21 protein-coding genes, 1 tRNA gene and 1 pseudogene are annotated in these 19594 nt (G+C 70.9%); 11 read left to right on the top strand and 12 right to left on the bottom strand.

Annotated elements, in window-relative coordinates; translation table 11 throughout:
* Positions 1-101 precede the first annotated feature (101 nt).
* Positions 102-620, bottom strand: coding sequence for a hypothetical protein (locus tag ACIBZJ_RS40235; protein ID WP_395938896.1), 519 nt, complete (start codon positions 618-620; stop codon positions 102-104).
* A 362-nt stretch (positions 621-982) separates the two neighbouring features.
* Between ACIBZJ_RS40235 and ACIBZJ_RS40230 the strand changes: the two genes are divergently transcribed.
* Positions 983-1055, top strand: a tRNA-Arg gene (locus tag ACIBZJ_RS40230).
* Positions 1056-1071: 16 nt separating this feature from the next.
* On the opposite strand, the pseudogene ACIBZJ_RS40225 reads toward ACIBZJ_RS40230, so the two are convergent.
* Positions 1072-1647 (bottom strand): annotated as a pseudogene (locus ACIBZJ_RS40225) (site-specific integrase); the annotation flags it as partial.
* A gap of 67 nt (positions 1648-1714) precedes the next feature.
* Here ACIBZJ_RS40225 and ACIBZJ_RS40220 point away from each other — a divergent pair.
* A complete protein-coding gene (locus ACIBZJ_RS40220) occupies positions 1715-1903 on the top strand; it encodes a hypothetical protein (protein WP_395938895.1) in 189 nt (62 codons plus the stop codon).
* 129 nt (positions 1904-2032) lie between these two features.
* Here the strand turns inward: ACIBZJ_RS40220 and ACIBZJ_RS40215 are convergent, their stop codons facing one another.
* Complete coding sequence (locus tag ACIBZJ_RS40215; RefSeq protein ID WP_395938894.1) at positions 2033-3421, bottom strand: ABC transporter permease; 1389 nt, start codon at positions 3419-3421, stop codon at positions 2033-2035.
* A 493-nt stretch (positions 3422-3914) separates the two neighbouring features.
* Entirely contained in the window at positions 3915-4382 is a 468-nt protein-coding gene (locus ACIBZJ_RS40210; RefSeq protein ID WP_395938893.1) for a winged helix-turn-helix domain-containing protein, read from the bottom strand.
* A gap of 102 nt (positions 4383-4484) precedes the next feature.
* Between ACIBZJ_RS40210 and ACIBZJ_RS40205 the strand changes: the two genes are divergently transcribed.
* From ACIBZJ_RS40205 to ACIBZJ_RS40195, 3 genes are all read left to right on the top strand, one after another.
* Positions 4485-4919, top strand: coding sequence for a hypothetical protein (locus ACIBZJ_RS40205; RefSeq protein WP_395938892.1), 435 nt, complete (start codon positions 4485-4487; stop codon positions 4917-4919).
* Positions 4912-5424 (top strand): flavoprotein, encoded by a 513-nt coding sequence (locus tag ACIBZJ_RS40200; protein WP_395938891.1) that lies wholly within the window; start codon positions 4912-4914, stop codon positions 5422-5424. Before ACIBZJ_RS40205 ends, ACIBZJ_RS40200 begins: the two co-directional genes overlap by 8 nt.
* Positions 5425-5667: 243 nt before the next feature.
* On the top strand, positions 5668-5958 hold the full coding sequence (locus ACIBZJ_RS40195) for a maleylpyruvate isomerase N-terminal domain-containing protein (protein ID WP_395938890.1): 291 nt from the start codon (positions 5668-5670) through the stop codon (positions 5956-5958).
* 2 nt (positions 5959-5960) lie between these two features.
* Here ACIBZJ_RS40195 and ACIBZJ_RS40190 read toward each other — a convergent pair whose 3' ends face one another.
* Positions 5961-6407, bottom strand: coding sequence for a hypothetical protein (locus ACIBZJ_RS40190; RefSeq protein WP_395938889.1), 447 nt, complete (start codon positions 6405-6407; stop codon positions 5961-5963).
* 64 nt (positions 6408-6471) lie between these two features.
* Positions 6472-6915 (bottom strand): Fur family transcriptional regulator, encoded by a 444-nt coding sequence (locus ACIBZJ_RS40185; protein WP_395938888.1) that lies wholly within the window; start codon positions 6913-6915, stop codon positions 6472-6474.
* A 41-nt stretch (positions 6916-6956) separates the two neighbouring features.
* Here ACIBZJ_RS40185 and ACIBZJ_RS40180 point away from each other — a divergent pair, with 41 nt between their 5' ends.
* Positions 6957-7919 carry a 2-hydroxyacid dehydrogenase gene (locus ACIBZJ_RS40180; protein WP_395938887.1) on the top strand — a complete coding sequence of 321 codons (963 nt, stop codon included), beginning with the start codon at positions 6957-6959 and terminating at the stop codon, positions 7917-7919.
* Between the two features lie 70 nt (positions 7920-7989).
* On the top strand, positions 7990-8829 hold the full coding sequence (gene ppk2 / locus ACIBZJ_RS40175; protein WP_395938886.1) for a polyphosphate kinase 2: 840 nt from the start codon (positions 7990-7992) through the stop codon (positions 8827-8829).
* Between the two features lie 91 nt (positions 8830-8920).
* Here ppk2 and ACIBZJ_RS40170 read toward each other — a convergent pair whose 3' ends face one another.
* Positions 8921-9784 carry an SDR family NAD(P)-dependent oxidoreductase gene (locus ACIBZJ_RS40170; RefSeq protein WP_395938885.1) on the bottom strand — a complete coding sequence of 288 codons (864 nt, stop codon included), beginning with the start codon at positions 9782-9784 and terminating at the stop codon, positions 8921-8923.
* A gap of 58 nt (positions 9785-9842) precedes the next feature.
* Here ACIBZJ_RS40170 and ACIBZJ_RS40165 point away from each other — a divergent pair, with 58 nt between their 5' ends.
* On the top strand, positions 9843-10490 hold the full coding sequence (locus ACIBZJ_RS40165) for a TetR family transcriptional regulator (RefSeq protein WP_395938884.1): 648 nt from the start codon (positions 9843-9845) through the stop codon (positions 10488-10490).
* On the opposite strand, the gene ACIBZJ_RS40160 is transcribed toward ACIBZJ_RS40165, so the two are convergent.
* The 3 genes from ACIBZJ_RS40160 to sigK form a co-directional block, all read right to left on the bottom strand.
* Complete coding sequence (locus ACIBZJ_RS40160) at positions 10480-12399, bottom strand: Hsp70 family protein (protein WP_395938966.1); 1920 nt, start codon at positions 12397-12399, stop codon at positions 10480-10482. The genes ACIBZJ_RS40165 and ACIBZJ_RS40160 overlap by 11 nt on opposite strands.
* Positions 12400-12621: 222 nt before the next feature.
* Positions 12622-13323, bottom strand: coding sequence for an anti-sigma factor domain-containing protein (locus tag ACIBZJ_RS40155; protein WP_395938883.1), 702 nt, complete (start codon positions 13321-13323; stop codon positions 12622-12624).
* Positions 13320-13916: an ECF RNA polymerase sigma factor SigK gene (gene sigK / locus ACIBZJ_RS40150; protein WP_395938882.1), complete on the bottom strand. Its 597-nt coding sequence runs from the start codon at positions 13914-13916 to the stop codon at positions 13320-13322. The genes ACIBZJ_RS40155 and sigK overlap by 4 nt, the downstream gene beginning before the upstream one ends.
* 170 nt (positions 13917-14086) lie before the next feature.
* On the opposite strand from sigK, the gene ACIBZJ_RS40145 reads away from it, so the two are divergent.
* The 3 genes from ACIBZJ_RS40145 to ACIBZJ_RS40135 are packed head-to-tail and all read left to right on the top strand — an operon-like array spanning position 14087 to position 16555.
* Positions 14087-14926: a helix-turn-helix transcriptional regulator gene (locus ACIBZJ_RS40145; RefSeq protein WP_395938881.1), complete on the top strand. Its 840-nt coding sequence runs from the start codon at positions 14087-14089 to the stop codon at positions 14924-14926.
* A 36-nt stretch (positions 14927-14962) separates the two neighbouring features.
* The gene (locus tag ACIBZJ_RS40140; RefSeq protein WP_395938880.1) at positions 14963-15718 is read left to right on the top strand and encodes an SDR family NAD(P)-dependent oxidoreductase; all 756 of its coding nucleotides are present in this window, start codon (positions 14963-14965) and stop codon (positions 15716-15718) included.
* A 36-nt stretch (positions 15719-15754) separates the two neighbouring features.
* Positions 15755-16555, top strand: coding sequence for an alpha/beta hydrolase (locus tag ACIBZJ_RS40135; RefSeq protein ID WP_395938879.1), 801 nt, complete (start codon positions 15755-15757; stop codon positions 16553-16555).
* Between the two features lie 51 nt (positions 16556-16606).
* Here ACIBZJ_RS40135 and ACIBZJ_RS40130 read toward each other — a convergent pair whose 3' ends face one another.
* Positions 16607-17533 (bottom strand): ABC transporter substrate-binding protein, encoded by a 927-nt coding sequence (locus ACIBZJ_RS40130; protein ID WP_395938878.1) that lies wholly within the window; start codon positions 17531-17533, stop codon positions 16607-16609.
* A 91-nt stretch (positions 17534-17624) separates the two neighbouring features.
* Entirely contained in the window at positions 17625-19592 is a 1968-nt protein-coding gene (locus ACIBZJ_RS40125; RefSeq protein WP_395938877.1) for an ABC transporter permease, read from the bottom strand.
* Between the last annotated feature and the right edge of the window lie 2 nt (positions 19593-19594).

Raw genomic sequence — 19594 nt, 5'->3', positions numbered from 1 at the left:
GGCAGGAGCCGGAAGTCTCGGGGCAGGAGCGGGGCGTCTCGGGGCAGGAGCCAGGGCTGTCAGGGCAGGAGCCGGATGTCTCAGGGCAGGAACCGGGCCTCTCAGGGCAGGAGCCAGGTGTGGAACCGGACTGTGGCGCGCGGGACGCCCTTCTCCAGGAGGCGTAGCTCGCCTACCTCGCCGACCTGGGACGACGGTTGGATGTAGGCGTCGTAGCTGAGGTGGAACTCGCGGGCCGGCGGCCGGTCGAACGTCAGGTACCGGTAGGTGCCGTCGGCGGTCTCCGCCGACGGCTCCGGATCGAAACCCTGGGTCTCGAAGATCTCGAAGTACTTCGCCGTGACCGCGAGCTCGAGGTCGTCGCTGAACCCGGCGGGGTTGGAGACGGTGACCCGCCAGGGCACGTCCAGACCCGCGCGCGCGATGCGCGGGTACTCGAGCGTCAGCGTGTATCCGTTGCTGGTGGTGCGCACGAAGCCCGAGCGGACGCCGAACGCGCCGACAGCGCCGAGCAGCACGATGCCGACGAGAACGGCGACGGCCGTGCGGCGGAGCGCGAGCTTTCGGGAGACGTGACGCCCGTCGGGGCGGACGACGTCGTCGAGGAGTTCCCCGCGCATCAATACCCTCCTGCACCAACGCTCGCAAAGCGGGCACTGGTCGCTGGTTTACCCCGGTTCCACCCGGCTAAGCGGCACGGGGCGTTCCCGCTGCACTGCGGGCGTGCGCTCGGGTTCGTCATGCGCAACGCGACGTCGCGGACGAGTGGGGACGTGCCGCCGACGGACGGCACCGCCGTCCCGATGACGTTCGGGGACGGGCACGGACGGGGCGCGGGCACGGACGGGGCGCGGGCACGGACGGGGCGGGCACGGGGCGGAGGGGGATGGACGCGGCGCTGGGTGGCTGCTGGGGGATAGTCGAGACGCGGGGCGGGGGGTTACCGATACTCTGGGGGCGCGCCGGCACCGTCGTCGGTCGCGCCCTCGTAGCTCAGGGGATAGAGCACCGCTCTCCTAAAGCGGGTGTCGGCAGTTCGATTCTGCCCGAGGGCACACACGTTGTTGCAGGTCACGGCGTTTCCTCCTCCCCTTCGGTGGTCTCGTCGTCGTCGCCAGTCCGCATCTGGTCCGCACCGCCGTGGCCGGCGATCTCGTCGAGCCGGTCGGCGAGGGTGTCGAAGTCGTCGCCGAACAGGCCCGCGTAGACGTCGAGCGTCATTGCCGCGGAGGCGTGGCCGAGCATCTGCTGCACGGCCTTCACGTTGGCGCCGGCCGACACGGCGATGCTTGCCGCGGTGTGCCGTAGCTCGTGGGGAGTGAGGCCCTGGAGCCCGATCGAGGTTGCCGCCCGGTCGAAGAAGCGTCGCCGGAAGTTGTTCGCGCGGAGGACCTCCCCACGCGGACTCGGGAACACGAGCGCGTCCGGCGCGTCGCTGAGTTGGGCCTTGAGCAGGTCGACGAGGAACCGGGGCACCGCCACCTGTCGACGATGGTGGGACTTCGGCGAGCCGAACCCCATGTGGCCGTTGATGTCGGTCACCGAGCGCTCGACGTGGATGCGCCGGCGGACGAGGTCGACGTCCTGGACGCGAAGCGCGGCCAACTCGCCGAACCGGAGGCCGCAGTACGCGAGCACGTAGACGAGGGTCTTGTCGGGGCCGGCCGCGTCGGCGAGCTCGCGGACCTAAATCACGGTCGCCTGAGGTGTGATCGTGTGCCTGCGCGCGGACCTCCTCGATCTTCCGGAGTGCGCGCGCCGACTGAGCCCGCTGCGATGGCTCGGCGCTCTCCCGCGCGGCAATTGGCAGCCCCTCACTGCGGTGGTCATGGTGCTGATCGCCGCCGTCGTGGCGGTCACCGGTGCGGCGCTTTTCCAGCGGCGGGACCACCTGGCCGGTTGAACCCTCAGATCGGTGAACCTTCGCGCGGAGAGGTGGCAACTCGGCGAAGGACCAACCGCGGCCGGCCGTGGGCGGTCCGGCCCCGCCGCTGGGCGCCCCGTCTCCCGCAACGCGACCGTGCCCGGCCGGCTACTCGGTGGCCAGGGCGCGTAGGACATTCACCCGGGCGGCGCGGCGGGCGGGCGGGCTCGCCGCGAGCACACTCATCACTACCGCCGCCGCCGCGAAGCTCACGAGTAGACCGACCGGAACCTCGCTCGCGGGCAGGCCGAACGACCGGGTGGCGGCCCACCCCACGAGCGCTCCCAGGGCGAGCCCGACCGCGGCGCCGGTCGCCGCCACAATGGCCGCCTCCCAGTGCAGCATCGCCCTCACTTGCCGGCGCTGCATCCCGAGTACCCGCAGGAGCCCCAGTTCACGGGTCCGTTCGAGCACCGACAGCGCGAGCGTGTTGACGATGCCGAACAGCGCGATCAGGATCATGAGTCCGAACAGGCTGTAGTACACCCGCAACGCCGGGTCCAGTTCGGCGGCCGCGCGCCGGCGTAGCGCGTCGCGGCCGGTGATCTCGACGGTCGGATGGTCGGCGAGCACCCGTGCGATGGCGGCCTGGGCTGCTGCCGAAGGCACGCCGTCGCGCGCGGACGCGTAGACCTCTGCGATGCCGGGATCGCCGACCAGCCGCTCGTAGTCGACCGGTGTGATCAGGCCGTCGTAGATCGGGAGGTGCGCGATGGCGTAGCCGCCTAGGTCAGCGGTGTCGTAGATCGCCCGGACAGTGAAGGTCTGCTCTGCGCCGCCGACTGACGTCCGCAGTCGCACGGTCGAGCCGACCGTAGCCCGCCGTTCCGCGGCGACGGCGCGCCGCAGTGCGATGCCGCCGTCGGCGAGGTCGCCCAGCGTGCCGTCGGTGACGGGCAGCGTCAGGACGGCCGCGAGTGCGGTGGGGTCGACCCCGGCCAGCTCGACTGCGGAGCCCCGCCCGCTTCCCCCATCGGAGCGCGGCCCGGTGCGCAGTTCGGCCTCCGTCGCCCGGAACGAGGCCACCACTGCCACCTCGGGCAACGCGGCCAGCCGCCGCGGCACGTCCGGGCTCATCGTGACGGCGGGGTTGAACGACTGCAGCCGGACGTCGGCCCGCAGCGCCTGATCGAATCCGCCAACGGTCGACGCCTGGCTGCCGGCTGCCAGCGTGGCGACGAAGCCGACCAGCGCGAGCCCGATCACCACCGGCAGAGTGGTCGCCGCGGCCCGCCGCGGGCTGCGTATCGCGTTGTCGGCCGCGAGCCGCCCGGCGACACCGCGCCCGTGCCCGACGGCGACACCGGCCAGCCGCGCGATCGGCGGGGTGAGCACCGGGCCGAGCACGAGCACGCCGAGGGCGGACAGCCCTGCTCCGGCTCCGACCGCGGCGTCGATGGCCGGATCAGCGAGTCCGCCGGCCAGCACGAGGCCGGTGCCGCCGAGCAGCAACAGCCCGCCCAGCACCGTGCGCAGCCGGCCTACCCGGCGGTCCACGGCGAACACGTCGGCGGCGTGGACCGGTGACCGCTGAGCCGGCGCCTTGGTGGCCGGTGTCGGCCAGGGCCTGGACAACGGAGGTGCAGAAGGCGTCGAGGATCCCGTGCTCGCAAGCAGCGGCGAGGTCGTGTCCGGCGCCGGGCCGCGGCTGCGGCTGCGGCTGCGGCTGCGGCTGCGGCTGCGGCTGCGGCTGCGGCTGCGGCTGCGGCTGCGGCTGCGGCTGCGGCTGCGGCTGCGGCTGCGGGATCCTGATCACCTACGACCCCGCCGGAGTCCGGACGCTGGGCGACACCGGCCACCAGGGTGCGGGCCCGCCGGTCACCGTCCCCCGGCGGCGACGCCGCAAAGAGGTCAACACCGCCTGCGCCCAGTTACGCGACCCCGCGGAAGCCGCCTGGCGCCAGACCCCCAAGGCGCAGCCTTGACACCGACCGGGGTGGCGCCGCTGCCCGAGGCCGGACAAGGCCGGACGGGGACCGAACCGCGAGGCTCACTCCTCGTCCAAGGGCCACTGCTCCGCGGGGTAGGCGCCTCGGCCGTGGAGGACGACGACCACACCCTCGTAGGCCAGCTCCTGGTACGCCCGGCGCACGGTGTTGCGCGACATCCCGAACTCCTCGATCAGGTCGGCCTCGCTCGGCAACCGGTCGGACGGGCCGAACTCGCCGGCCGCCAGGCGCGCGCGGATACCGTCCATCACCACGCGATAGGCCTTCTTCGGCGCGTTGCCCTCGCGCCGCTCGGCCGGCACTACCCGGCGCCCCTGACCGGGAAGCACCTCGATGACGCCTTCGCGCGCCAGCAGCGCGAGCGCCTGGCGCACCGGACCGCGGCGCACACCGAACCGTTCGGCGATCTTCGGTTCGGACGGGAGCATGAACCCGGGCGCGAACTCTCCCCTTTCGATGAGCGCGCGCAGGTCGCCGGCGAGCCGGCGGTAGACGGGGGTCTCTGTCACGTGTCCCTCTCAATAGTCACGGTGGCCGCCGAGCTTACCGCATTTACGTCCCTATCATTGGTACGAGTAGACGGGTCGTTTCGGCCGGGCTAGATTCCTGCCGTGGCCTCGCAAAAAGTCAAACTCGACGACCTGGGCGCCTGGGTGCTCAAGGGCAACGCCGACCGGGTCGATCTCACGGCCCGCTTCGCCGTCCGGCCGCGGGTCGAGCAGTGGTGCGTCCAGCCCAGCTACCGCACCCGCCTGATGCGGAAAGACCAGCCGGTCGTCTTCTGGGCCAGCGGCCGCAGGGCCGGCGTCTGGGGCATCGGCCTGCTCGCCGGCGAACCCGAGCTCCACGCCGACGACGGGCGCTGGCACGTGCCGCTCGATCTGACGATCGCGCCCGAGGAGTTCCGCCTCACCCGCGGCGAGCTCCGCGCCGACCCACGCCTGGCCGAGCTCGAGATCTTCCGCCAGCCCCAGGGGTCGAACCCGTCTTACCTGACGATCGAGCAGGCCAGAGCCCTCAGCGAGCTCTGGGGCATCGATGAGTGACTACCTGGCCCTGGTGGCCTGCGGATCGCCGCTGGCCGCGCGGTCCCACGAGTTCGCGGCGGCCGCGATCGAGCGCGGCTGGCGCGCCCGAGTGGTCGCCACCAGGGAAGCGATGAACTGGGTCGACGCGGGAGCCGTCGAGCGCGTCACCGGCCACCCTCCCCTGGTCGAGCAGCGCAGACCCGGCGAGCCCAAACGCTTCCCCACCCCGGGCCGGGTCGTCGTCTGCCCGGCGACATTCAACTCGGTGAACAAACTGGCCGCCGGCATCATGGACAACTACGCCGCCGGCCTGGTCTGCGAAGCCCTGGCCAGCGGCACCCCGCTGACGATCGTTCCGCTCGTGAGCAGCGCGCTCTGGGGCCACCCGGCCTGGGCGGGCAACCTGGCGCTCCTCCAGAACGCCGGCGTGACGTTCGTCGACGTCCTCTCCGGGCAACAGGACCGACCCGCGCCCTGCGACGACTTCAGCCGCGAATTCGACCCGGACTGGCTGTTTCAGTAACGCAGCGCGTCCGATCGGCGATCGCCGAGACCGGCCGGCCGAGAAACGGCTGGAAGCCCCCGGCCGGAACGCGACCCCGAGGACGCGGCCCGCGCCGGTCAAGGTCCGATGGTGGAACCGGCGCGTGGGCCCGCGGCCCGTGCCCGCCCAGCCGCCGCCCAAGCCCCGGGGATCCACGAATCCGACCGTAACTCGTCGCGTTTCTTCAAGACAGGTTCGACCTGCGCTTCCTACCGTGCAGGCATGCACACCCTGGTAGCCGCGACCGCACGGCCGACCGCTGACGTCATCGGGCACGTCTCCGGCGCTCAGCTCGACGCCCCGACGCCGTGCAGCGAGTTCGACGTGCGCGCGCTGCTGGAGCACCTGTCGTACTGGGGCCCGTCGCTGGTCGGCGCCGCGAGCAAGCAGCTCGTCGCGGAGCAGGGGCGGGAGATGGGCGTGTACGGCGCGCCGGTGCTGGTCGCGCCGGACGCGCCGTTGCTCGACCGGGTTCTCGGCCTCACCGGTCGCGACCCGCGGTGGACGGCCTGACCTCAGCCGTGGTTGCTCGCGGCGACGGCCGTCATCAGCATCACCCGCCGGCGCTGCCGGGCGAGCACCGCGAAGCACGCGGTCAGCACGACCAGGTCGAGGTCGGCCCAGGCCCCGGTGACCTCGACCGTCGCGGTCTTCCGGAACCATCCGGATTCGCGGACGACGATCCGCGCGCCGCCGCGGCTGAGCTCGGCGGAGTGCCGGTGGACGGTCCACCGGGCGGGGCCGTCGGGCAGCACCGCACCCTTGGGGTGGAGCCGGAGGAAGTCCCCGGCCTCGGCGGCGAGACCGCGGAAGCTGAGGATCCGGACCGGCCACGTGCCGGCCGCCGTGGTGACGTCGCCGTGCTTCGGGGCGCGGCCCAGGTGCAGAGTCGACCGACCGTCGTCGAGCGTGAACGTGCGACGGTGCCTCTGCAGCGTGAACGTTTCGGTCGTGGTGTTCATGGATTCCACGATCGACCCGGCGAGGGCGGACGCGCATCGCTCGCAGGTGGGGGCCCGGTGCGACCTAAGTAGGAATCTGGCACTGGGGGCAGAGGCCCCAGAACACGACCTCGGCCTCCTCGACCGCGAACCCGTTGGAGTCGGACGGCGTCAGGCAGGCGGCCTCGCCGACCACGCACTCGACGTCGACGATCACGCCGCAGGAGCGGCAGACCAGGTGGTGGTGGTTGTCGCCGACGCGGGTCTCGTACACGGCGGGCGAGCCCGCGGGCTCGATCCGGCGGATCAGCCCGGCCGAAGTGAGCGCGTCGAGCACGTCGTAGACGCCCTGGGTCGAGATCGCGACGCCCTCGGAGCGCACCCGCCGCGCGACGACGTCGGCCGTCACGTGCGGGTCGACGCGGAGGGCCTCGAGCACGGAGACCCGCTGCGCGGTGACGCGCAGACCCGATTCGCGCAGGAGAGCTCGTGTGCTGTCTTCGACCACGTTTCCAGAATCAAGATGCATCTGGAACGAGTCAAGTCTGAGATGTCTGGTAAGTAAGCATCATGAGCGCGAAGATCGTCGTTACGCAGCCGGTGCACGCCGAGATCGTGGAGCGGCTCCGCGCCGCGGGCCACGAGGTGGTCGACGTCGGGTCGCCGCAGGGGTTGAGCGCCTCGGAGCTGCGCACGTTGACGGCGGGGGCCGACGCGTTGCTCTCGCAACTGACCGACCGGTTGACGGCCGAGGTGTTCGAGGAGACGTCGCTGAAGATCGTCGCGACGATCGCGACCGGCTACGACAACATCGACGTGAAGGCGGCGTCCGCCGCCGGAGTGGTGGTGACCCGCACGCCGGGCGTGCTCACCGACGCGACGGCCGACCTGGCGATGACGCTGATGCTCGCGGTGGCGCGGCACCTTCCGTCGTCGGACGCTTCGGTGCGGGCGTCCGGCAGTACCGGGCCGTTCAAGCTGTTGTACGAACCGATGGGCATCGACATCTCGGGCGCGACGATCGGCATCGTCGGTCTGGGCCGCATCGGTGAGGCGGTCGCGAGGCGGTCGCATTTCGGCTTCGGGATGAGGGTTCTGTACACGGCCCGGTCGACGCATTCGGTCGGATTCCCGGCCGAGCGGCGTTCGTTGGAGGAGTTGCTGGCCGAGGCCGACGTGGTGAGTCTGCACGCACCGTTGAACGACGAGACCCGGCACATGATCAACGTTGACACGCTCTCGCTGATGAAACCGGAAGCCATCTTGATCAACACTGGCCGCGGTGGGTTGATCAAGGAAGTCGACCTGGCGGCTGCACTGCAGGCGGGCGTGATCGCGGGAGCCGGACTCGACGTGTTCGAGAACGAGCCGGACGTGCATCCGGATCTGCTCGCGAGTGGTGATCGGGTCGTACTGACACCGCACGTGGGGAGCGCGACGGCCAAGACCCGGCTGGCGATGGCGTCGTTGGCGGCGGACAACATCCTCGCGGTGCTGGCCGGTGACCCACCGCTCAGCCCGGTTTCCGTGTGATCGCGTCGGGTGCGATCGGTTCGTTTTGAGGGCACGTAGGGTCAGCGGAGGCGGAGAACGAGGAGTGCAGATGCCCAAGCGCAGCCCGGACGTCGACGAAGAAGCTCAGCCGGCCCGGATCGGGAAGAAGGCCTACGAGGCGGAGCTGCTCCGGTTGCAGACCGAACTCGTGACGATGCAGGCCTGGTTGCGCGAGAGCGGCAACCGGCTCCTGGTCATCTTCGAGGGACGGGACGCAGCCGGTAAGGGCGGCACGATCAGCCGGGTCAGCCAGTACCTCAACCCTCGGTACGCGCGCACGGTCGCGCTGCCGGCGCCGACCGAGCGCGAGCGGGGCCAGTGGTACTTCCAGCGTTACGTCGGGCACCTGCCGACGGCCGGGGAGGCCGTGCTGTTCGACCGCTCCTGGTACAACCGGGCGGGCGTCGAGCGGGTGATGGGCTTCTGCACCGAGGACGAGTACCGCCGCTTCCTGCACCAGTGCCCCCTGTTCGAGCGGATGCTGGTCGAGGACGGCGTGTTGCTGCGCAAGTACTGGTTCTCGGTGAGCGACTCCGAGCAGCAGCGCCGGTTCGAGGCACGGCTGGACGATCCGCTGCGCCGGTGGAAGCTGTCGCCGATGGACGTCGAATCGATCGCGCGGTGGGAGGACTACTCCCGGGCCAAGGACGAGATGTTCGTGCACACGGACATCCCGGAGGCGCCGTGGTGGGTGGTGGAGAGCAACGACAAGCGGGCGGCCCGGCTGAACATGATCGCGCACCTGTTGTCGACCGTGCCGTACCAGCACGTCAGCGAGCCGAAGATCGCGCTGCCCAAGCGTCCGAAGTCGTCGGGGTACAAGCGACCGCCGCGAGACACCCAGCGGTTCGTGCCCGACCACACGGCGGCGCTCGCGGGTGAGAACTAGGCGCCAGGCGGACGTCCGCGTAGGGTCGCCGAAACCGCCGGACGTCGACGCGTGGGCGCGGCGTTCCCCGTGACCGCGCCGATTCGAACGTCTACCTGTCGGCCGGGGCGTCCGGCGGGAAGTCGGCGGGGTAGGGCTCGGCGAAGTCGGCCGAGCGGCCGACCGTCGCCCAGGCGGCTGATTCGGCTAGCTGGCGTTCGGAGTAGGCGCGGGCCATCTCGACGGCGTTGACGCCGACCGGCAGGTGCGACGGCGGATTCTTGCGCTCGGCGGCCTCGACGATGATGTGCGCGGCCCGGTCGGGGTCGCCGGCCGCTCCGGCGTCGTTGGCGCGGACGAGGCGCTGCATGACGCCGATCGTCGAGTCGTAGTCGGCGGGGATGTCGTGGATCGTCATCGACGCACCGGCCCAGTCGGTCGCGAAACCGCTGGGCTCCACGACCATGACCCGGATTCCGAACGGCGCGGTCTCGGCGGCGAGCACCCGGCTGAAGCCGTCGACGGCGAACTTCGCGGCCTGGTAGGACGCGATGCCGGGCGAACCTCCGACTCGGCCGCCGATCGACGAGAACTGGACGATCGTCCCGCCGCCCTGCGTGCGGAGCTGGGCGATCGCCGCCCGGGACACGTGGTAGACGCCCCAGAAGTTGGTCTCGAACTGGGTGCGGAAGTCGGCTTCGTCGCCGGTCTCGATCGGTGCGACGTTCGCGTAGCCGGCGTTGTTGACGACGACGTCGATGCGTCCGAAGCGTTCGACGCCGGCGTGGAGGGCGTCTCGCACCGCTTCCGGGTCGGTGACGTCGAGCGGGACGGCCAGGACCCGGTCGCCGAACTCGTCGGCGAGCGTTTCCGGTTTGCGGGCGGTGGCGACGACGTGGTGGCCCGCGTCGAGTGCTGCCCGGACGAGGGAACGGCCGAAGCCGCGGGACGAACCGGTGACGAACCAAACAGACATGCCGTTAGTAAAACTCGGTTTCGTTAATACCGCAACCCGGTTGCGGTAAGATGGGTGTATGCAGCGGGCACGGTCAGCGGAGGCCAAACAGCAACGCGAGCAGGCGATCCTGGACGCGGCCCGGGAACTCGGGGCCGTTCGCGGGATCCGGCAGGTGACGCTGACCGACATCGCCGAGGCGGTCGGGATGCACAAGTCGGCGTTGCTGCGGTACTTCGAGACCCGCGAGCAGATCTTTCTGCTGCTCACGGCCGACGGGTGGCGGGATTGGTCACCCTCGTTGAGGGCATCGCTGGCTGCCCTGACGCGGGGTGAGGAAGCCACCGTGGAGGCAATCGCGGGCGTGATCGCGGAGTCGCTCGCTTCGCGGCCGATGTTCTGCGACCTCCTCGCCCAGGCGCCGCTCAACCTCGAGCGCAACGTGTCGATCGAGGCGGTGCGCGAGTTCAAGCTCGTGACGCTCGAAGAAGTCACCCTGCTGGTGGCGTCGTTCCAACGGCTTCGGCCCGGGTTGACCGAAGAGCAGGCCGTCGACCTGATCGCGACCGCGACGTCGCTGGCCGGTGCGCTCTGGCAGATGGCGACGCCGGGGCCGCAGGTGGAGGCGCTCTATCGCAGCGACCCACGGCTCAGCCACGCGATCGTCGCGGTGGGCCCCCGGTTGACGCGGGTGCTGACCGCGACGATCCGCGGGTTCACAGCGTGAGTTCGAGGTCCTTCACCGAGGTGGCCGAGCGGGTTTCGCCGGCGTGCACGTCGACGATCCGCAGCAGGTACCTGCCTCGGGCGGGGTTCTTCACCAGGAAGCCCGGCCTCACGTTCCGGTGCACTTCGGGGCCGTAGAGCGCCTCGTTGACCTGCGGCGTCGAACCGGCCTCGAGGCCCGCCGGATCCACCAGGACGACGTTGTCCCGGCCGAAGTAGTGGCCGGCGGCGCCGCCGCCGGTGTACTGCGCGTCCACCACGCAGGTCAGGGCCTGATAGCCGGAGTCGGCCTGGCCGTTGAAGTCGAAGAAGCCGCCGCGGACGTCGCAGGAGTGCACGGTGACGGTGAGGTCCCGGTGTTTCAGAACGACGTCCTTCGTGAGGACGCGGCGGGGCTCGTACGAGACGAGCCTGCCTTTCGGACCGGCCGGGACCACGGCCTGGGCCTCGTCTCCGTCGCCGATCGTGAAGACACCGTCGGCGATGGTTCCGGGGACATCCAGTTTTCGGACGGTGTAGGTGACGCGGGTCCGCTGCTTGCCGGTGACGTTGCCGTACGAGGAGGACGAGACGGTGTTCTGGACGCCGTCGAGGGTGAACGTCATCGTGAGGCGGGGGCTGAAGCTTTCGGGGCCTTCGTTCTCGACGACGGTTTCGACGGTGAGCTGGTCTTCCTTGGTTTTGTCGTAGACGAGTTTTCCGAACGTGATCTTGAGGGGGCCGTACCACGCCGACTTGCCGATCGTCAGTTCCTGGTACGGGCCGCCGGGCCGGGCGGACGCTCGGGAGGTGCCGCCGTCGTTCGGGTCGGTGTCGTCGCCGCGGGAGGACCAGTAGGCGACGCCGCCGACGACCAGCGCGATCACGAGCCCGGCAGCTCCGAGCACCAGGCCGTAGGGCCGCTTCCGCGCCGGGGTGCCCGGACTTCCGGCGGCGGGCACGGACTCCGCCGGCCGCGGGTACCCCGCCGGATCCAGCGCCACCGGGCTGCCCAGCGCCACGAGGCTGCCCAGCGCTACCACCAACTCCGGCTGCTCGATCACCGTCGGCGCCACCCCGATCCGGTGGTGCAGTGCCGTCCCCACCATCGGAATCCGGCTGGACCCGCCCACCAGGAACACTCCGGCCAACTGATCCGGCCGGACCCCGGCCCGCTGCAGCGCCCCCGCCGCGACCTCGACCGTGCGCTCGACACTCGGCCGGGCGAGCCGCTCGAACTCGTCCCGGGTCAGGTGCACGTCCACATCCAGAACCGGCACCAGCAGCCCCGCCGACGAGCTCCGGGACAGCTGCTCCTTGGCCGCCCGGACGTCCTCCCACAGCATCCGGTTACGCCGCCGCCCCGGATCGTCCGCCGGCTCGAGGAGGCGCACCCACTGCTCGTGGTGCTCGGGACGGAGCGTCGCCCGCACGTGGTCGACGATCGCCGCGTCGAGGTCGAGGCCGCCGACGTCCGGCAACCCGTCCGTGGCCAGCACCCGCCAGCCGCCCGCCTCGCTGCGCAGCACCGTGGTGTCGAACGTCCCGCCGCCGAAGTCGTACACGAGCAGCGCCGCGCCGTCCGGCACGGCGTGCCCCAGGACGCGGCTGAAATACAGTGCGGCGGCCACCGGCTCGGGAATCAGCGTCACCCCGGACAATCCCGCGTTCGTCGCCGCGTCCCGCACCACCCGGATCCGGGGCGCGCCCCAGTTCGCCGGATGGCTGAGGACGACCCGGTCGGGCAGACGGCCGGCGACCCTGGCGGCCTCGTCGGCGACCCGTCGGAGCACACCGCCCACCAGGTGGGCGACCGGATACTGACGTCCCCCCAACAGCACGTGCCCGTCGTCGACCCGGCGTTTCGGGTTGGGCTCCAGGCGGGACGGTTCCCGCCGTGCGCCGCGCTCGGCGTCCCGGCCGACCAGCATCCGGCCGTCGGCGGACGCCAGGACGGCGGACGGCAGCAGGAAGCTGCCGTCGAACATCAGCGGCTGTCTTCGGCCGTCCGGCCCGAGCAGCGCCGCCACGGTATGGGTCGAGCCGAAATCGATAGCCAGGCCGAGCCCGGGTTCGCCTCCCATGGCGCGGACCTTAGGCACCGATGTCAACCGATTCCCCCGCGAACGCCGGCACCCGGAGACCCGAACCCGTCAGGCCAGCGGGAGCCGGGCGGCGATGTCGGTCGGCTTCTTCGCGCCGCCCTCGTTCTCGAGGCTCACCGCGAGCGCGTCGGCGGGTCGCAGGTCGTCGACGACCACCGAGCCGTCGCGGGTCGACGGCGGCAGTACCCGCAGCGAGCTGGGCACCCCGCCGACCACACGCCAGAGCTGGTACGTCTTCCCGCTCGGCGCCGACGACAGCCCGGCGAACGTGAACACCGCCGAACCGAGGGACGGCGAGTACGCCGCGGTCACCCGTCCGGACCGGGCGTCACGCGACACCTTCACCGTGACGTCCGGGGCGGCCAGGATCCGCGTGGTCTGCTCCTGTGCCGCCACCACCCGGTCGACCCGGTTCTGCTGCACGGCCCAAGTGGTGCCGACCGCCCCCATCAGCACCGCCACCGCGGCAGCCGCGACCGCGACCCACCGCAACCGCGGCCGGCCCGGGGCCGGGGCCGGCACGCGCGCCGGAACCTGACGGGTCGTGCGTGCCGCGCCGAGCACGCGATCACGGAGCGCGGCCGGTGGCGCCGCGGGCTCGCCCAGGCGGGCCGCGGCCTCGCGGAACCCGGCCACCTCGATCGCGCACGTCTCGCAGTCGCGCAGGTGCCGCTCGACCGCGGCGCGCTCCACGTCGTCGAGGGCGTCGAGGGCGTAGGCGCCGTTCAGCAGGTCCAGGTGTTCGGTCATCGGCCCACTCCGAGGCAGTCGCGCAGCCGGATGAGCCCGTCGCGCATTCTGGTCTTCACGGTCGGTAGCGCGAGGTCGAGCGTCGCGGCCACCTCCCGGTACGTCTGCCCGCCGTAGTACGCGAGCGTGATCGCCTCCCGCTGCACGTCGGTCAGCCCGCGTAAGCACCGTCGCACCTGCTGGTGCTCCAGGCGTCCGGCGACCTCGTCCACGACCGCGTCGTAGGCGGTCGCCTCCGGGACCGACGCCCGCTGGTCGCGGACGGTCGCGGCCTGTGCGGACCGCACGCGGTCGACGGCCCGCCGATGCGCAAGCGTCAAGACCCATGCGGACGCCGAACCGCGCGCCGGATCGAACCGGGCGGCGGTGCGCCAGACGTCGACGAGCACCTCCTGGGTGACCTCCTCGGCCTGGGAGGGGTCGCGGACCACCCGCAGGACCAGCCCGTGGACGCGGGGCGACATCTCGTCGTAGAGCTGGGCGAACGCGTCGTCGTTGCCGCGGCCGACCTCGATCAGCAGTGAACCGAGCTGGTCGGCGCGCGCGGTGTCCGAGCCGTCGTCCGCGCCCCGTGCACGCCCCCAGCGATTCATGCCTGTGAGCCTCCTAGGATTCGCCGCCCCCGGGAGGCTATTCGGAGCGAATCGCGGCGCGGATTGGCGCGATCCCGAGCAGGGACAAAAGATCCCTGGATGATTGCGTCCTTACTGTCGGCGCAGGCCGGAGGCATGCTGGTCTCATCGGACGACGGGAGGAGGAACCGATGGCAGACCGAGCGCAGTTGGCGGAGTTCCTGCGGGCGCGGCGAGAGGCGCTCCAGCCCGAGGACGTCGGTCTCCCCCGCGGGTCGCGTCGGCGCACCGGCGGGCTCCGCCGGGAGGAGGTCGCCGCGCTCTGCGGGATGTCGACCGACTACTACACGCGGATCGAGCAGCAGCGCGGTCCGAATCCGTCCGAACAGATGCTGGCGGCGATCGCCCGGGGTCTCCACCTGAGCCTCGCCGAGCGAGACCACCTGTTCCGCGTCGGCGGGCACTCCGCACCGGCGCGGGCTCTGCGCAGCAACCACATCAACCCGGGCATCATGCGGATCCTCGACCGGCTCGACGACACGCCGGCGCTGGTGCTGACCCGCCTCGGCGAGACCTTGCGCCAGACCCGGCTGGCCACCGCACTGCTCGGCGACCAGATGAAGTTCACCGGAATGGCCCGCAGCACGGTCTATCGCTGGTACACCGACCCGCGGTCGCGGCTGGTCTACCCCGAGGACGACCACCCGATGCACGGGCGCGCGTTCACGGCGAAGCTGCGGGACGTGTACCTGCTCGAGGGCCGGAACTCCCGGTCGGCCGCGGTCGTCGACGCGCTGCTGGCGGCCAGCCCCGAGTTCGCCGCGGTCTGGGCCGAGCACGACGTCACCGCCGGCTACCCCGAGTTCAAGCGGATCAGCCACCCCGAGCTCGGCATCATCGAGGTGCAGTGCCAGCTGCTGCTCGACCCGGATCAGTCCCAGACGCTGCTGGTCTTCACCGCGGCTCCGGGCACGGAGAGCCACGAAAAACTTCAGCTCCTCTCGGTCGTCGGCGACCGAGTGGACGTCTGAGTCAACCCCTGAATGCACCACGAGACGGGAACACCCATGTCCAAAATCGCCCTGATCACCGGCGCCAACCGCGGCCTCGGCAGGAATTCCGCGCTGGCCCTCGCCGAGGACGGCGTCGACCTGATCCTGACCTACCGGTCGAACGAGGCCGAGGCCGCGGAGGTCCTCGAGGCGGTCCGGAAGCTCGGCCGCACCGCGGTCGCGTTCCGCCTCGACGTCGGTGCGCTGGACACGCACCAGGCGTTCGCCGACGACGTCCGCCGAGCTCTGCGGGACCAGTGGGGCCGGGACACGTTCGACTTCCTGGTCAACAACGCCGGCGTCGGCATCTACGCGTCGATCGCCGACACCACCGTCGCGCAATTCGACGAGCTGCTCGACGTCCACCTGCGCGGTGCGTTCTTCCTGACCCAGACGCTGCTGCCGCTGCTCGCCGACGGCGGCCGGATCCTCAACCTGTCGACCGGGCTGGCCCGGTTCACGAAGCCGGGGTACGCGGCCTACGCGCTGATGAAGGGCGCGGTCGAGGTGTTCACCCGGTACCTCGCGGCCGAGCTCGGCCCGCGCCGGATCACCGTGAACACGCTGGCACCCGGGGTCGTCGCGACCGACTTCGCCGGGGGCGCGGTCCGGGACACTCCGGCGATCCAGGAGGCGCTGGCGACCGAGATCGCGCTCGGCCGGGTCGGTCAGCCGGACGACATCGGCGGCGTGGTGGCCGCACTCCTCGAGGGCCGCACCGGCTTCATCACCGGCCAGCGCGTCGAAGCCAGCGGCGGCACCCTGCTCTGACCGATGAGGATGCGCGCCTGACATACATTCCGGTCCGTGTCGAACCCGCGCCTACCGGTGGCCCTCGCCCTGATCGCGGCGGTGGCCGCCGGTGTCGTATGGGGGCCGGACCTGGTCGTCCGCCTGGCCATCGTCCACAGCCACCCGTACGCGTTGGACCGCTTCTACCGCCAAGACGTCGACTGGCACGCCTGCCGGGAGACGGCGCCAGGGATCCGCGTGCGCTGTGCGGAGGTCACGGTGCCACTGGACTACTCCGACCCGGAGGGCCGGACGACCACCGTGGCGGTGGCGCGCCGCCCGGCGACCGACACCGACCACCGGATCGGGACGCTCCTGATCGACACCGGTGACCGGGGCGGCTCGTTCGACGGGGTGCGCAAGGTCGTGGAGGGCGCACCGAGAGTCGCAGCCCGGCACGACCTGGTGGGCGTCGAGCCGCGGGCCCCGGTCCGCACCGGTGCCCAGGATCTGGACGTCGTCCGTAGCGCCGTGTTCGAGGAACGCATCTCCTACCTGGGCTGGTCGGGCGGCGGAAATCTCGGCGCCGGGTACGCCCAGCTGTTCCCCCGGCACGTGCGCCGAGTGGTGCTCGACAGCGCCACCAGCGCCCCCGGCGACCGCTCGGTGCCGATCTCCTCGGACACACCCGTCCTGCTGATCGCCGGGCAACCGGCGCTGCATCGCCAACTCACCCGGTCACGGCTGGTCACCGTCTCGGGCGCGGCTCAAGCCCGGGCCCGGGTCTACCTGCACGGGGGTAGTCGCTGCGTCAGCAAGCTCGTCGAGCGGTACCTGATCGACGGGCAGCTCCCGGCGACCGACGCGACCTGCTGAGCCGGAAGGGGTTACGTGGGCTCGCTCACCCACGTAACCCCTCGCCCCGGATCAGGTGCCCTGGAGCCAGGCATCCACCTTCGACTTGTTGGCGTCCACCCACTTCTTCGCGGCGGCCTCGTCGTCCAGCTTGTCGACCGCGATCGACTTCGCGACCGCGTTCTGGTCTTCGCTCGACCACTTGAAGTTCTTGATCAACGTGTACGCCGGGCTACCCGAGTCCGCGAACTTCTTCGCGACGATCTTGTTCAGGTCGTAGTCCGGGTAGTCACACGCGACCTTCTTCAGGTCGGCGTCACAGCCCGGCTTGTACGGGGGCAGCTTCACGTTGACGGCCGGCACCTCGTTGAGGAACCACTGTGGCGTGTAGAAGTACGCGAGCAGCCACTTCTTCTGCTGCTCGGCCTGGCGCAGCGCGGTGATCAGCGCGGTCTCCGAGCCGGAGTACACGACCTTGAAGTTCAGCTTCAGGTTCGTCACCAGCGCGGCGTCGTTCGTCACGTAGGACGGGTCGCCGTCGAGGAACTGGCCCTTGTTGCCGGACTCCGACGTCTTGAACTGGGCCGCGTACTTGTTCAGGTTCTTCCAGTCGAGGACGTCCGGGTGCTCCTTGGCGAGCCACGGCGGTACGAACCAGCCGATCTTGCCCGGCACCCCGGTCGAGCCGGCGTCCACCGCGACCTTCGTGTCGGTGATGTACTTCTTCGCCAGGTCGGCGTGGCCCCAGTTCTCGACGATCGCGTCGACCTCGCCCGTGGAGAAGCCCTGCCAGGAGACCTGCTCGAGCAGGTTCTTCTTGACGACCTTGCAGCCGAGCCGGTTCTGGGCGACGTACGCGATCACGGCGGCGTTGGCCTCGTACCCCACCCACGGGTTGACCGCGAGGTTGACCGTGCCGCACTTGCCCTTGCTGCCGGCGTCGCTGTTGCCGGTGTCGCCGACTTTGGCACCCCCGCACGCCGCGGAGACGAGTACCAATGCGACGAGTGGAGCAACAAATTTGAGCCTTCGAAACGATCTGACCACTACTGCTCCCTAGCTGGGGGATGGATGCGAGGGGAGTCGGAAATCAGGTCGCGGCGCGGTCCTGGGCCGCGGCGCGCGAGATGCGGTCGAGCAGGATGCCGAGCAGCACGATCGCGAGGCCGGCCGCCAGGCCCTTGCCGAACAGGCCGGCCTGCGAGAAGCCCGCGACGACGTCGTAGCCGAGGGCACCGGCCCCGACCAGCCCACCGACGACGACCATCGCCAGCACGTAGATCAGCCCCTGGTTGACCGCGAGCGTGATGCCTCCGCGGGCCATCGGCACCTGGACCTTCGTGATGATCTGCCAGCTGCTCGACCCGACCGCGGTGGCCGCTTCGACCGTGGTCGGAGAGACGCCGCGAATGGCGTCCGCGATGATCTTGACGCAGACGGGTGCGCCGTAGACGATCGCGGCCACGATCGCGGTGAAGCGGCTGGGCGCGAAGAGCGCCAGGAACGGCACCAGGTACACGAACGCGGGCATCGTCTGGGCGGCGTCGAGAATCGGCCGGATGATCGCGTCGGCGCGGTTGCTACGGCCCATCCAGACGCCGACCGCCAGGCCGATTGCCGCGACCACGACGGTTGCGACCAGCGTCGCGGCGAGCGTCACCATCGCGTCCGACCAGAGGCCGGTGCCGACGAGCAGCGCGAGCAGGATCACCGACATCAGCGCGGTCCGCCAGGTACCGAGCACGTAGGCGAGCGCGGTGATCGCGGCGAACACCAGCCACCACGGCGACTGGCTGAGCAGCGACTCCAGCGGATCGATCACGCCGGCGGTGAAGCCGTCCTTGAAGCCGCCGGTGAAACCGGCGAGGTGCAACTGGCACCAGTCGCTCACCGACGTCGCGGCTTTGACGATCGACGATCCGAAGTTCGGGCTCTCCGGGAACTCGGCCGCCCACAGGTAGGTGTAGGACAGGTACACGCCGATCAGCGCCACCAGGCCACCACCGCCGAGCGCGTAGCGCCGGACCGGCGAGGGTGGCCCGCCCGCGGCGCGCTCCAGTTCGACGCGGACGCTCGCCGCCGTCGTGACCCGGTCCAGAATCACCGCCAGGACGACGATCGACAGACCGGCGTTGAACGCGGTGCCGACGTCGAGGGTCTGCAGTGCGCGGATCACGACCTGGCCGAGGCCGGGCGCGTCGATCAGCGCGGCGATCGTGACCATCGAGAGCGCGGCCATGATCGTCTGGTTGATGCCGATGACCACGCTCGGCTTCGCCATCGGCAGCAACACTTTGCGGAGCAGCTGCATGCGCGTCGACCCGAGCGACTCCCCCGCCTCGACGCTGTCGGTGGGCACCTCGCGGATGCCGTGCGCGGTCAGCCGGATCACCGGCGGCACCGCGTAGATCAGCGTCGCGATCGTGGCGGCCGCCGGTCCGATCAGGAACAGCAGCGTGAGCGGCGCCAGGTAGACGAACGTCGGCATCGTCTGCATCAGGTCGAGCAGCGGCGTGATCACCGCGTTGACCCGGTCGGACAGACCGGCCCAGATGCCGAGCGGGATGCCGATCAGCAGCGACAGCAGCACCGCGGTGATCGTCAGCGCCAGCGTGTCCATGCTTTGCTGCCAGAGGCCCTGCGTCCCGATGAACAGCAGGCCGGCGACGGTCAGCAGCGCGACCCGCCAGTTCCCGAACGCCCAGGCCGCGTACGTCGCGAGCGCGACGACGCCGAGCCAGCCGACGTAGGGCAGCGGCCGGTCGCCCACCGGCTGCGAAATCAGGTGCTGCAGGAAGACGACGATCTGGTCGATGCCGACCTTGATCTCGTTGAAGAAGTACAGGAACAGCGGGTTGGAGTTCCGGTTCGCGCCGACCGAGTCGTTGAGGTCGTTGAGCGACGAATGGAACCCGGTGATGTCGGCCGGGGCCAACGCCAGGGTTTGTTTGCCGTGGAACGCCGCGTAGCCGATCAGCCAGACGACGAAGATGCCGACGACGGTCCAGCCCCGGCTCGCGCGCACGGCCACCCGGGTTCGGGGCAGCGCGATGCTCATGC

This window comes from Cryptosporangium sp. NPDC051539 (genome assembly GCF_044454545.1).
In the GTDB taxonomy this organism is placed as follows: domain Bacteria; phylum Actinomycetota; class Actinomycetes; order Mycobacteriales; family Cryptosporangiaceae; genus Cryptosporangium.
The sequence above is the reverse complement of the archived record's forward strand: the minus strand, read 5'-3'. Positions and strand labels throughout refer to the sequence as shown.